Annotated in this window: 20 protein-coding genes; all 20 read right to left on the bottom strand. The window is 39.2% G+C overall.

Going from position 1 to position 12,464, the window contains the following annotated elements; all coding sequences use genetic code 11:
* Positions 1-215 precede the first annotated feature (215 nt).
* The gene (locus HORE_RS12825) at positions 216-365 is read right to left on the bottom strand and encodes a hypothetical protein (RefSeq protein ID WP_167935742.1); all 150 of its coding nucleotides are present in this window, start codon (positions 363-365) and stop codon (positions 216-218) included.
* A gap of 119 nt (positions 366-484) precedes the next feature.
* Positions 485-1,474, bottom strand: a complete 990-nt coding sequence (gene amrS, locus HORE_RS00890) for an AmmeMemoRadiSam system radical SAM enzyme (protein ID WP_012635114.1) — start codon at positions 1,472-1,474, stop codon at positions 485-487.
* A 5-nt stretch (positions 1,475-1,479) separates the two neighbouring features.
* Complete coding sequence (amrA, locus tag HORE_RS00885) at positions 1,480-2,004, bottom strand: AmmeMemoRadiSam system protein A (RefSeq protein WP_012635113.1); 525 nt, start codon at positions 2,002-2,004, stop codon at positions 1,480-1,482.
* A 3-nt stretch (positions 2,005-2,007) separates the two neighbouring features.
* Positions 2,008-2,835 (bottom strand): AmmeMemoRadiSam system protein B, encoded by an 828-nt coding sequence (gene amrB / locus HORE_RS00880; protein ID WP_012635112.1) that lies wholly within the window; start codon positions 2,833-2,835, stop codon positions 2,008-2,010.
* 294 nt (positions 2,836-3,129) lie between these two features.
* Entirely contained in the window at positions 3,130-3,525 is a 396-nt protein-coding gene (gene rpsI / locus HORE_RS00870) for a 30S ribosomal protein S9 (RefSeq protein WP_012635111.1), read from the bottom strand.
* 19 nt (positions 3,526-3,544) lie between these two features.
* The gene (rplM, locus tag HORE_RS00865; RefSeq protein ID WP_012635110.1) at positions 3,545-3,973 is read right to left on the bottom strand and encodes a 50S ribosomal protein L13; all 429 of its coding nucleotides are present in this window, start codon (positions 3,971-3,973) and stop codon (positions 3,545-3,547) included.
* 152 nt (positions 3,974-4,125) lie between these two features.
* Positions 4,126-4,866, bottom strand: a complete 741-nt coding sequence (gene truA, locus HORE_RS00860; protein WP_012635109.1) for a tRNA pseudouridine(38-40) synthase TruA — start codon at positions 4,864-4,866, stop codon at positions 4,126-4,128.
* Positions 4,867-5,021: 155 nt separating this feature from the next.
* The gene (locus HORE_RS00855; protein WP_012635108.1) at positions 5,022-5,813 is read right to left on the bottom strand and encodes an energy-coupling factor transporter transmembrane component T family protein; all 792 of its coding nucleotides are present in this window, start codon (positions 5,811-5,813) and stop codon (positions 5,022-5,024) included.
* Positions 5,807-6,658: an energy-coupling factor transporter ATPase gene (locus tag HORE_RS00850; RefSeq protein WP_012635107.1), complete on the bottom strand. Its 852-nt coding sequence runs from the start codon at positions 6,656-6,658 to the stop codon at positions 5,807-5,809. The genes HORE_RS00855 and HORE_RS00850 overlap by 7 nt, the downstream gene beginning before the upstream one ends.
* Positions 6,652-7,473, bottom strand: a complete 822-nt coding sequence (locus tag HORE_RS00845) for an energy-coupling factor transporter ATPase (protein WP_012635106.1) — start codon at positions 7,471-7,473, stop codon at positions 6,652-6,654. Before HORE_RS00845 ends, HORE_RS00850 begins: the two co-directional genes overlap by 7 nt.
* A 16-nt stretch (positions 7,474-7,489) precedes the next feature.
* Positions 7,490-7,834 (bottom strand): 50S ribosomal protein L17, encoded by a 345-nt coding sequence (gene rplQ, locus HORE_RS00840; protein ID WP_012635105.1) that lies wholly within the window; start codon positions 7,832-7,834, stop codon positions 7,490-7,492.
* Between the two features lie 16 nt (positions 7,835-7,850).
* Positions 7,851-8,795: a DNA-directed RNA polymerase subunit alpha gene (locus HORE_RS00835; protein ID WP_012635104.1), complete on the bottom strand. Its 945-nt coding sequence runs from the start codon at positions 8,793-8,795 to the stop codon at positions 7,851-7,853.
* Positions 8,796-8,836: 41 nt separating this feature from the next.
* On the bottom strand, positions 8,837-9,463 hold the full coding sequence (rpsD, locus tag HORE_RS00830; RefSeq protein WP_012635103.1) for a 30S ribosomal protein S4: 627 nt from the start codon (positions 9,461-9,463) through the stop codon (positions 8,837-8,839).
* Between the two features lie 42 nt (positions 9,464-9,505).
* A complete protein-coding gene (gene rpsK / locus HORE_RS00825) occupies positions 9,506-9,904 on the bottom strand; it encodes a 30S ribosomal protein S11 (protein WP_012635102.1) in 399 nt (132 codons plus the stop codon).
* Positions 9,905-9,925: 21 nt separating this feature from the next.
* On the bottom strand, positions 9,926-10,294 hold the full coding sequence (gene rpsM / locus HORE_RS00820) for a 30S ribosomal protein S13 (protein WP_012635101.1): 369 nt from the start codon (positions 10,292-10,294) through the stop codon (positions 9,926-9,928).
* 24 nt (positions 10,295-10,318) lie between these two features.
* On the bottom strand, positions 10,319-10,432 hold the full coding sequence (gene rpmJ / locus HORE_RS00815; protein ID WP_012635100.1) for a 50S ribosomal protein L36: 114 nt from the start codon (positions 10,430-10,432) through the stop codon (positions 10,319-10,321).
* 23 nt (positions 10,433-10,455) lie between these two features.
* Positions 10,456-10,683, bottom strand: coding sequence for a translation initiation factor IF-1 (infA, locus tag HORE_RS00810; protein ID WP_012635099.1), 228 nt, complete (start codon positions 10,681-10,683; stop codon positions 10,456-10,458).
* A gap of 4 nt (positions 10,684-10,687) precedes the next feature.
* The gene (locus HORE_RS00805; protein ID WP_012635098.1) at positions 10,688-10,972 is read right to left on the bottom strand and encodes a KOW domain-containing RNA-binding protein; all 285 of its coding nucleotides are present in this window, start codon (positions 10,970-10,972) and stop codon (positions 10,688-10,690) included.
* 78 nt (positions 10,973-11,050) lie between these two features.
* The gene (gene map, locus HORE_RS00800) at positions 11,051-11,806 is read right to left on the bottom strand and encodes a type I methionyl aminopeptidase (RefSeq protein WP_012635097.1); all 756 of its coding nucleotides are present in this window, start codon (positions 11,804-11,806) and stop codon (positions 11,051-11,053) included.
* Positions 11,807-12,457: an adenylate kinase gene (locus HORE_RS00795; protein ID WP_012635096.1), complete on the bottom strand. Its 651-nt coding sequence runs from the start codon at positions 12,455-12,457 to the stop codon at positions 11,807-11,809. It lies immediately after the preceding gene.
* Between the last annotated feature and the right edge of the window lie 7 nt (positions 12,458-12,464).

Below are 12,464 nucleotides of genomic sequence, written 5' to 3'. Positions count from 1 at the left end.
GATATTACTCATTAAAATTTTATTAATATTTTCCTCTTAAAAATAAAAAAAGACCGGCTTGTTTAACCGGTCTATAAAGATATTGTTTTTTCAGTTCATTATTAAATTTCAAGGTAAGTATAATAATGTGACTCCTGGCATCATAAAACTTATAATCTTATTTCTCTTATCTGCTACTTAAAACTTAAACAGTGAAAGATGAAATGACTAAAAGGTTAGAAGTAAAGTTTTGTTATCTTGAATTCTGGTAAATCGTTTTCTACAATTCTGTCCCTGTAAAGGGCACCACTGCATTTTTCACAGTATTCATTACCTGACCAGTTGTGAGTTCCACATACAGGACATTTTACCTTCTTAGCTTTCATTCTTATCACCCTCCTTATGAGCTTATTGTGTTATAGGGCTTATGCTCAATGTTAGTATAGCACTCCATTTTAATTTTGTCAATTACTAACAAAAAGAAGTAATTTTATAAATTGTTAGATTATTTATTCCTGAACTCTCCTTTTATCTCCTGACCACACCAGGGACATCTCCCATCTTTAATTCTATTTATGACTCTGATATTCCTTTCAATTACAACCTGACCACAGTGGGGACACACAGTATCCCGGCCCTGATCAAGGTTAATATTACCGAGGTATACATAATTTAAATATCTTTTAGCCAGGTCATAAGCTTCTTTTAATTCATCTATAGAAGTCGGGGGCAGATTCAACCTGTATCTGGGGAAATACCTTGTTATATGTAAGGGAATATCCGGATCAAGACTGTTGAGCCACTGAAACATATCCTCAAGTTCCTCGGTCGAATCATTCAATCCAGGAATTAAAAGGGTTGTGATTTCAATATGGACTTTATCCCGCAGATATTTAATATTTTCCAGAACAGGTTTTAACTTGCCACCACAGATACGTTGGTAAAAATCAGGATTATAGGCCTTTAAGTCAATATTAATACCATCTATATAGGGTATAAGCTCCTTGAGCGGCTTTTTATTTATAAAACCATTGGTCACCAGGACATTCTTCATCCCGTTAGATTTGACGACCTGGCTTGTTTTGAGAACATATTCAAACCAGATCGATGGTTCTGAATAGGTATAGGCCACCCCGATTACATTTTTATCCCGGGCAAGGTCAGCCACTTCTTTCGGTGAATAGCTGGTTACAACTTCGGGTTTTTCCTGGCTTATCTGCCAGTTCTGACAGTGTTTACATGTAAAATTACAACTATATGTCCCCAGTGACAGGATCCTGGTTCCGGGATAGAAATGGTATAATGGTTTTTTTTCAACAGGGTCAATTGCCATAGATGTAATGACTCCATAGTTTTTTAGAATTAATTCACCCTTTTCATTTACCCTGACCTTACAACGGCCCTTTTCTCCGACAGGAATTTCACAGGTATGGGGGCATAGCAGACATTGTACTTTATCATTATCCATCTTTATGTAGAACCCGGCTTTTTCCATTGATATTACCTCTCTTTGTATCTTTTTACCTGAAACCTGTATATCTCAACTTCCTCATCTGGTCTTATTCCAGCTTTCAATCTGGCGATCTCCAGTTGTTTTTCCACTGAATCTATCCCCTCAAGGTCAGGGAGAAGGAGACCAGTCCTGTGCCCCTTTTTTACCAGAATCCCATATTTATGAGGATCAAGTTCATTCCGGTTATTAACTTTTTCCGGCTCTGTTAAAATATCGACACTTATCTCTATTTTATTTAATTCCTCTACCCTGACTGGCCCAAATCTAGGGTCGTGGACAGCGGCACTTATGGCGTTTTTTATTATTTCCTGGGCAATATTGTCCTGGGTTGGTAAAAATGTACCGATACATCCCCGTAATTTACCATCTTTTTTTAGGGATACAAAAACACCTGCTCTTTTTTTGAGTTCCTCGGGAAGATCGGTCAACTCTTTTATTTGACGTCCTTCTTTAATATAAACTTCGATTGTTTTTCTGGCAAGTCCAGTTATATAGCTACTCAGTTTTGACATCCTTTATCCCTCCATCTGATAAAATTCAACTACTGCATACCCTACCCCAAAGGGGCCTTCATAGGACATAATATCTACGTCAAGTTCTAAATTCTGTATAGCCCCCAGCATTATAATTAACGGTCTAAGCCCACACTCTCCCGCCTTCTCGATTAAGCCCTTATCAAGTTTCAGTATCTTCCGGTAAGACTTTTTTTCTAATAATTCAATTAACTTCTGGTCGAACTTCCTGCCAACAGGACTGTATCCGGCAGGGGCACCAGGCTTTAATCGGTGGGATAGATCACCACTGGCAACAATAACCGCCTTCAAATCCATTTCATCTAAAGTCCTATTTATAATGTACCCAAACTTATACAGTGTTTCATACTCCAGAAGGCCCATTGTTAATGGTAAAACAGGTTTATTGACACCGGCTTCCTGGATAAAATACAGAGGAACCATAACACCATGGTCAAGACGGGGAGAAATACTGTAATTCTGTAAACTCTGTTTGTTCAAGGTAAATACATCTATACCTTCTTTATCAGCATTTTTCTTTAATCTGTCTATTAGCTCAAGATTAATATCTATTTTAAAGTTTACTTCCGGGGCCCCGAATTCAGAAAAATCACCTGTTAACTCCTCCTGGTATATAATACTGATAGCATCTGAAAAAACAGGCCCATGGGGACTTATAGTAATCAAAATATCGGGATCTACATTTTTAATATCTTCCGCAAGGCGAGTCATAGACGTTATCGTCTTTTTTACCCTGTCCCGTTCCCTGCCTCCTATCTCGGGGATTATAATCGGGGGGTGTGGAGCCAGAGCAGCCATTCTTACACCCATATATTACCACCTCCATTTTTATATTTCTGGTTAAAGTTATTATTTCCTCTATTCTATTTTATTTATTTGGGTGGCTATATATAATATTATTGCTCTGTATTTTTCAGTATTTTTATGTGTTTTATGGCAATACAGGATTGGGTCCAGAATTTTGGTACCCCCAGGTAAGTTCAGAAAATATCCTTTTTTAATAGTCTCAAGTAGTCTTAAGATTAAATCCTTTCTCCGTTTAAATACCTGTATACAATTAAAAAAAGAGAGGGACATCCCTCTCTTTTTTTAATAGGTAATATATTATCTTTTGGAGAACTGTGGCGCTTTACGGGCCTTTTTGAGACCGTATTTTTTCCTTTCTTTCATTCTCGGGTCCCTGGTCAGGTAACCGGCTTTTTTAAGTGGTTTACGATAATCCTTGTCGACTCTTAATAAAGCCCTGGCAATTCCATGACGAATTGCCCCGGCCTGACCGCTTAAGCCACCCCCATTAACATTAACCAGAACATCAAAACTATCCAGGTTGTTGGTTAATTCAAGAGGAGACTTTAAATCTTTAATCAAGGTTTCCCGTCCAAAATATTCCTTAACATCTTTTCCATTTATTAAAATCTTACCACTACCGGGTACTAAACGGACCCTGGCAGTTGAAGTTTTACGTCTACCGGTACCCCAGTATTGTACCTCTGCCGCCATTTAAGTTCCTCCTTTCTGGCTAGAGTTCTAGTTTTTCAGGTTTCTGGGCCTCATGTGGATGGTCCGGACCTGCATAAACCTTTAACTTCTTAATCATCTTTCTTCCCAGTCTATTATGGGGTAACATTCCCCTGACAGCCTTTTCAATAATCAATTCCGGCTTAGTTTGAAGTAATTTTTCATAGCTCATTTCCTTCAAACCACCGGGATACCCACTATGGCGGTAATACTTTTTCTGTTCCCATTTCCGACCGGTTAATTTTACCTTGTCTGCATTTACAACAATAACATAATCACCGGTATCAACATGTGGTGTAAAGGTTGGTTTATGTTTACCCCTCAATATTTCTGCAATCTTTGTGGCTAAACGACCCAACACTTTATCAGTGGCATCAACAACATACCACTGGCGTTCTACTTCATGAGGTTTGGCCATATAGGTGGACACTTTTATCCCTCCTTCTTTAACAAATACAATTTAGATATAAAATAACATTATATAATATAATGTAACGGGGCATTTTTACATACTAACTCATAGTAATTTTAATACAACAAATACCCTTTGTCAAGGATATTATAATACCCTGACAGACTTTTTTAATAAAATACTTCAATAAGGGTTAACCCCCGGGGTGGTGCAGTAAAACCTGCTCTATCTCTATCCTTTATCTCCAATAGCTGACCAACACTCTTTACAGTTCTTTTCCCTAACCCGACTTCAATCAAAGTACCTGCTATTATCCTGACCATTTTATATAAAAAACCATTACCACATACTTCTATTTTTATTTGATACTGGTCACGATATATATCTAATTTTGTTATTGTCCTCACAGTGGTTTTATTGGATCCACCGGATGCCTGAAAAGAGGCAAAATCATGTTCTCCAATTAAAAGCGAACCTGCCTCTCTCATTTTATCTATATTTAGATTATGGGGGATAAAATAGGTATAATTACGTAAGAAAGGAGATGGATATTCACTATTAAGAATTCGATAGATATATCTTTTCCCCCTGGCATCAAAACGAGCATGAAAATCTTCAGTTACTTCCTCAGCATCTTTACATACTATATCAGGTGGTAGTTTACTGTTTAAAGCAAGGGGAATTCTTTCTACCGGGATTCCCACTTTAAGCCTGAAATTGGCCACCTGGCCCCGGGCATGAACCCCGGCATCTGTCCGGCTGGCCCCTATCAATTTAACTGGCGACTTATTTATATCAAAAAGACATTTACTTAATACTCCCTGTATTGTCTCCGGGGTATTATTCTGGATTTGCCAGCCACTATAGTTGGTTCCATCATATTCTACGGTTATCTTAATATTTCGCTCCATCTCAATCCCCCACCTGAATCATCTCAGGGTTACAGTTACAGTAACGAAATATAAATATTAATAAACTATTTAATAAATTGAATAAAATATATAAGTTAATTTTATATCAGTATTAATATTTCTCACCCAGAAAAATAAATTAAGAAAAAATATATCTAGAAAAAACTAATAAAAATGGCAATAATAGTTGACATAATGAGGCTGAATATATCCCTTCTCTGTATTTGTAACTCATGGAGACGGGTCCGCCCTTCTCCTCCACGGTAACACCGGGACTCCATCGCCAGGGCCAGGTCATCAGCTCTCCTGAAGGCACTGATAAACAGGGGAACCAACAGGGGTATTAGATTCCTGGCTCTCTGAACAATACTACCACTTTCAAAATCAGCCCCACGGGCCTTCTGGGCCTTCATAATTTTTTCTGCTTCTTCCATAAGGGTTGGTATAAAACGTAAAGCAATAGTCATCATCATAGCCAGTTCATTGGCAGGTACCCCAATCCTCTTAAAGGGAGAAAGTAAGTACTCAATCCCATCTGTAAGCTGTAATGGGGATGTTGTCAGGGTAAGTAACGAGGTAAAAGCAATTAATAATAAAATACGACTGGCCATAAATAGACCGGTGAAAAGTCCATGTTCATCAATCCTTATAACCCACCATTGCCACAATACTTTACCGCCCCGTGTGAATAGTACATGTAAAAGCAGGGTCAAAATCACCAGAAAAAGAATAGGTTTTAAACCCTTGATTATTCTTTTAACCGGTAATTTTGCCAGAAAAATAATAAAAGTAATATATAATAAAAAATATAAAAATCCAGTAAAAGATTTTATAAAAAAGAGGGCCGTAATTAATATTATACTAATTATTATTTTTATCCGTGGGTCAAGATTATGGACAATTGTATTTCCAGGTATATACTGGCCAATTGTTATATCAGTTAACATTGGCTTTCCCTCATTTTTGTAATTATTTCCCGGGTTGCTTCTTCAACATTAAAAATATCTGTTCTAACCCGTAACCCTCTGTTTTTTAATTCCCATAAAACTTCCGTTATCTGTGGGAGGTCTAATCCGAGCTTTCTGATTTCATCAACCCGGGTAAATACCTCTTCAGGTTTACCATCCATTACAATTCTACCACGGCTTAATACCAACACCCGGTTAGATAACTGTGAAATTTCCTCCATCCGATGTGATATGAGGATAACTGTCATTTTATAATCCCGATGCAACTGTTTCAGCAATTTTATAAGCTGTTCCCTGCCCCTGGGGTCAAGGCCCGCGGTTGGCTCATCTAAAATCAAAACTTCTGGCATCATGGCCAGAACACCAGCAATAGCTATTTTCCGTTGCTGACCACCGCTTAAATGGAAAGGGGACCTATCTTTATATGTTTCATAATCCATACCTACCAGTGATAAAGCTTGAATAACCCTTTTTTTAATTTCTTCTTCAGAAAGGTCTAAATTACGGGGACCAAAGGCCACTTCATCATATATCGTTTCTTCAAAGAGTTGATGTTCAGGATACTGAAAAACCAGTCCTATTTTCTGTCTGATTTCTCTTTTACTGACCTTTTTCTGGTGTATATCTATCCCCTCTATAAAAACCTTGCCTTCACTCGGTTTAATCAATCCATTAAATAACTGAACAAGGGTGGACTTGCCGGAGCCGGTATGCCCAACAATCCCGATAAATTCATTACTTTGAATCCTGAGATTTACAGACTCAAGTGCTTTTTCATTTTGTCCACTGTAAATGTGAGAAACATCTTTAAGCTGGATTAACATAAGCAACTCACCAACTCATCTATCGATAATATTCTCGGAACAGTCATACCGGCTTTCCTGAGATTGTTTGCCAGCTCAACCACCTGGGGAACATCAAGATTAACACTTTTTAATCCTTCAACATCCTGAAATATATCCCTGGGAGTTCCACTTTTATATATCTGGCCCTGATGCATAACATATATTTTATCAGCCAGGGCAGCCTCCTCCATAAAATGGGTTATATGAATAATTGTTATCCCTTTTTCTTTATTTAAATAAGTAACTGTATCCATTACTTCTTTCCGACCCCTGGGGTCGAGCATGGCTGTAGGTTCATCCAGTACGATACAATCGGATTCCATGGCTATAACCCCGGCAATAGCAACCCTTTGCTTCTGCCCTCCAGATAATTTATGGGTTTCATGTTCCTGAAACCCATTCATTCCGACCATTTTCAGGGCATTGTCTACCCTGAGACGTATCTCACGACTGGGTACTCCCAGGTTTTCCAGACCAAAAGCCACATCATTCTCAACAGTGGTCGCAACCAGCTGGTTATCCGGGTTCTGGAATACAATGCCCACTTTTTGTCTTATTTCCCATATATTTTCTTTTTCGGAAGTTTTTAAGCCATCGATCAGTATTTCCCCTTCAGTAGGGACCAGCAAAACATTAAGTAATCTGGCCAGGGTAGATTTACCGGAACCATTGGAACCAATAATAGCGACAAATTCGCCACTCTCCACAGTCAGATCTATATTTTTTAAAGCTGGTTCATCCGTTCCGGCTTCCTGATAACTGTACCCTACGCCCTTGGCTTCAACCAGGCTCATAAAATACACCTGCTCTCTATTCTTCAACAAGTTCGATTATAGCTTTTTCAGCAGCATCTCCCCGACGCGGATACATTTTTAATATTCTGGTATATCCCCCTGGTCTCTCGGAGTATCTTGGTGCGATTTCATCAAAGAGTTTTTTTACAACCTCTTTGTCTTTAACATATTTTAAGACCTTACGGCGGGATGAGAGATCATTGGTTTTGGCTGTAGTTATCATCTTTTCAGCCAGTGATCTCAATTCTTTGGCTTTAGGCAGGGTAGTCTCAATCCGGCCATGCCTAAAAAAATCAGTTAACATATTCCTGAACATTGCCTTACGATGGGCACCGGTTTTTCCTAATTTTCGCTGAGGCATCTTATCTCCCCTCCTTTTAAATTTCAGGTTCTTTAAGTTTCAAATCCAGTTCGTTTAATTTCTCTTTTATCTCCTGTAACGATTTTTTACCGAGGTTACGTACCTTCATTAAATCATCTTCAGTCTTATTAATTAATTCACCAACTGTATTAATTCCAGCACGTTTTAAACAGTTTGAAGAACGGACAGAGAGATCCAGTTCTTCAATAGTTGTATCGAGAATTTTATCTTTTTCTTCTTCTTCTTTTTCTACCATAATCTCAACATCGGTTACTTCGTCGGTCAGGTTCAAGAATAATTCCAGATGTTCAACCATAATCTTGGCCGCTAAACTTATAGCGTCTTCAGGGGATATACTCCCATTTGTATAGACCTCAAGGACAAGCCTGTCATAGTCAGTAACCTGGCCTACCCTGGTATTCTCAACCTTAAAATTAGCCCTTTCTATGGGGCTAAAAGAGGAGTCAATCGGAATTAAACCAATAACACGGTCAAAATGTTCCTTATTCTCTTCAGCAGTCACATAACCTCTACCGAACTCAACAGTAGCTTCCAACTGCAACTTTCCACCCTCGGCCAGAGTAGCAATATGATGGTCTGGATTTATAACCTCTATGTCACCAGAAGTTTTGAAATCCCCGGCAGTTACTTCCCCTTCTCCTTCACAGTTAAGAGTTATCTTTTCAATATCTTCACCTTTATATTTTAAGACAACCCCTTTTAAATTCAGTATAACCTCGGAAACATCTTCAACAACACCGGGAATGGTGCTAAATTCGTGCCTGACACCTTCAATCTTAACAGAAGTTATGGCTGCTCCCGGCAAAGAGGATAAAAGAACTCTCCGTAGTGAATTTCCCAGGGTTATCCCATACCCTCTTTCCAGGGGAGCAACCTCAAATTTTCCATAATTATCAGTACACTCAACCTTTTCGATTTTCGGTTTCTCAATCTCTATCATTCTAATTTATACCCCCTTTTTTACAGTAAAGGGCAAAAAGATTATCTAGAATAGAACTCTACAATTAGATGCTCCTCTACCGGGTAATCAATATCTTCTCTGGTGGGCATTGCAACTACTTTACCTTCTGCTTTTTCTAAATTAACTGATAACCATTTAGGTGGAGTCAAGTCTTCATTAAATTCGAATACCTCTTTAAACCTCTTTGATTTGCGGCTGGAATCTTTAACACTGATAACATCGCCTTCATCTACAAGATAAGAAGGAATATTAACTTTCCTTCCATTTACTAAAATATGGCCATGCAGGACAAACTGTCTTGCTTCATTCCTGGATGTAGCCAGCCCGAGGCGATAAACGACATTATCCAGCCTTCTTTCCAAAATTGATAAAAAGTTTTCACCGGTAACTCCGGGCATTTTTTCAGCCATGTCAAAATAGCGTTTAAACTGTTTTTCCAGGATACCATAAATTCTTTTAACCTTCTGTTTCTCTCTCAACTGCATTCCATATTCTGTAGGCTTATTACGTCTCCGGCCATGTTCTCCCGGAGGATAGGAACGCCGATCTATAGCACATTTATCTGTATAACAGCGCTGTCCTTTAAGATATAGCTTTTCGCCTTCACGGCGGCATAATCTACAAACTGGTCCTTTATATCTTGCCATTTTTACACCTCCATATATTCATTATTAACACATTAGTGTAATTTATATACGACGCCTTTTTGGTGGACGGCATCCATTATGAGGAATCGGAGTAACATCCTTAATAATACTTACATTCAACCCGGTAGCCTGTAAAGACCTGATGGCAGATTCCCTGCCAGAACCGGGTCCTTTAACATATATTTCAACTTCCTTCAAACCCTGGTCCATAGCCTGTTTGGCAGCGTCTTCTGCAGCCAGCTGGGCAGCAAATGGAGTTGATTTTCGAGAACCCTTGTAACCCACCTTGCCTCCACTGGACCAGGCAATAACATTACCTTCTTTATCTGTTATAGTTACAACTGTATTATTAAAGGTAGACTTAATATGAGCCTGACCTTTTTCAATATTACGTTTAATTTTCTTCTTTTTCCTTCTAACCTTTTTTTTACCCTTAGCCATCTATTTCCCTCCTTACTGTGGTTATTTTGCTCTCCTGACGCCAACAGTTTTCTTAGGACCTTTACGGGTACGGGCATTGGTCCTGGTCCTCTGACCACGTACTGGTAGGTTTTTCCTGTGTCTAATACCACGGTAACAACCGATATCCATAAGGCGTTTAATATTGGCCCTTATTTCCCGACGGAGGTCACCTTCCACCTGATATTTGTCTACTTCTTCCCTCAATTTTGCAATTTCAGCTTCAGTAAGATCCTTAACTCTGGTATCAGGATCAATACCGGTAACTTTTAAAATCTTATTTGAAGTAGAACGGCCAATTCCATAAATATAGGTCAAACCGATCTCTACTCTTTTATTTCTGGGTAAATCTACCCCTGCAATTCTTGCCAAAGCAATTCACCTCCATATTTAATATTATCCCTGACGCTGTTTATGCTTGGGGTTTTCACAGATAACCCTTACTTTTCCTTTCCGCCTGATAACCTTACACTTATCACAGATGGGTTTAACTGAAGGTCTAACCTTCATCTCTATCCCCCCTCAAAGATCGTTTATTTTTTGGTTTTGTGGCGGTAAATAATGCGACCACGGCTTAAATCATAAGGTGATAGTTCAACGGTTACTTTATCCCCCGGTAAAATACGAATATAGTTCATTCGCATTTTACCTGAGACGTGGGCCAGAACCTTGTGTCCATTATCCAGTTCAACCCTAAACATAGCATTAGGAAGGGGTTCAACAACCGTTCCCTGAACTTCAATAGCTTCCTCTTTAGCCATAGGGTTAGTTAGCCTCCTCATTTTTCACAAAATCTTTTATTATTTTTTTAATATCCTCATTACGCACCCTTTTACCATTCGATAACCAGATCTGTAATTCCTTATGCACAAATCCGGCCGGTTTAAGGTGTTTAACATTCTTTCTTTTGGGCCGTTCCAGTCGCTTTTTATCGCCATCTGCTACCTGAACGTATTTTTCGTTATCTATTTTAACTACAATATAATATTTTCCAGTATCACGGCCCGCAATTGACTTAACCATCTCGCCCAACTGAAACTTACCACACATAAAACCCCCCCTTTTCCAGGAGGATATTTCCTGCAAAACCTCCAAATTATTATATCACAACAAAACAGAAAAATGCAATCAGGACTCCAGACAGCTCAGAATAACAGGACCATCTTTTGTTACAGCAATTGTGTTTTCGTAATGGGCTGATAGACTACCATCTTTTGTTACTACAGTCCAGCCATCTGCCAGGGTTTTAACCATATAGCCTCCCGCATTAACCATAGGTTCAATAGCCAGGGTCATTCCTTCCTTTAATAATGGGCCTCTTCCGGGCGGTCCAAAATTGGGAATCTGGGGGTCCTCATGCATATCACGTCCAATACCATGACCGACATATTCCCGGACCACTGAAAAACCATTTTTCTCAACATAGTTCTGTACAGCATGAGAGATGTCAGATAACCTGTTTCCTGGCTTTGCCTGTTCTATACCATGAAAGAATGACTGCTCCGTTATCTCAATAAGTCGGGAGGCCTCCTTGCTAACCTCTCCGACCCCCAGAGTCCTGGCAGCATCCCCGTGAAACCCTTCATAGATAACACCGATATCAAGGCTAACTACGTCCCCTGATTCAATAACCCGTTTTTTACTGGGAATCCCGTGCACCACTTCGTCATTAATGGAGACACATACTGAAGCTGGATAACCACGATACCCTTTAAAAGAAGGAATTCCACCTTTTTTTCTAATTAACTCTTCCCCCAGCTTATCAATATCAGCAGTCGTAATACCCGGGGAGATTTCTTCAGCCAGGCGGGCGTGTACTTCAGCAACTATTCGATTTGCTTCACGCATAATATTAATTTCACGGGGTGATTTTAAAATAATCATTTAGACACCAGCCCCGATAATTTCTTGTATTTTATTAAACACCTCGTCAATCCCACCGGTACTTTCCACTGTCTTTAAATTACCCTGGTTCCGGTAATATTCAATAAGGTCTTCCATCTTTTCTTTATTAATTCTAATTCTATTTTTTACTGTTTCTTCTTTATCATCACTACGTTGAATGAGTTTTCCCTTACAGAGGTCACAGATACCCTCTTCTTTCGGAGGGTTATAGACGACATGATAGGCGGCACCACATTCCTGGCAGACACGTCGTCCTGATAATCTCTTTATTAGTTCCTCTTCCTTTACTTTAATATAGAGGGCAACATCTATTTTCCGTCCCATATCTTCGAGCATACCGGTTAAAGCACGGGCCTGATTTAAGGTCCTGGGAAAACCATCAAGAATAAAACCATTATCACAATCATCTTTCTGGATACGTTCCCTTACTATACCAATAGTAATCTCATCCGGAACCAGTTCCCCGGAATCAAGATATTTTTTTGCCTCTTTTCCCAGAGGGGTTTCCTCCCGGATAGCCTGCCGAAAGATATCCCCGGTGGCAATATGGGGCAGGTTGTATTCCTGACTCATTTTCTTGGCCTGGGTTCCTTTACCTGCCCCTGGTAGACCCAATAATACAATATTCATCCAAAAA

This window comes from Halothermothrix orenii H 168 (genome assembly GCF_000020485.1).
In the GTDB taxonomy this organism is placed as follows: Bacteria; Bacillota; Halanaerobiia; order Halanaerobiales; family Halothermotrichaceae; genus Halothermothrix; species Halothermothrix orenii.
The sequence above is the reverse complement of the archived record's forward strand: the minus strand, read 5'-3'. Positions and strand labels throughout refer to the sequence as shown.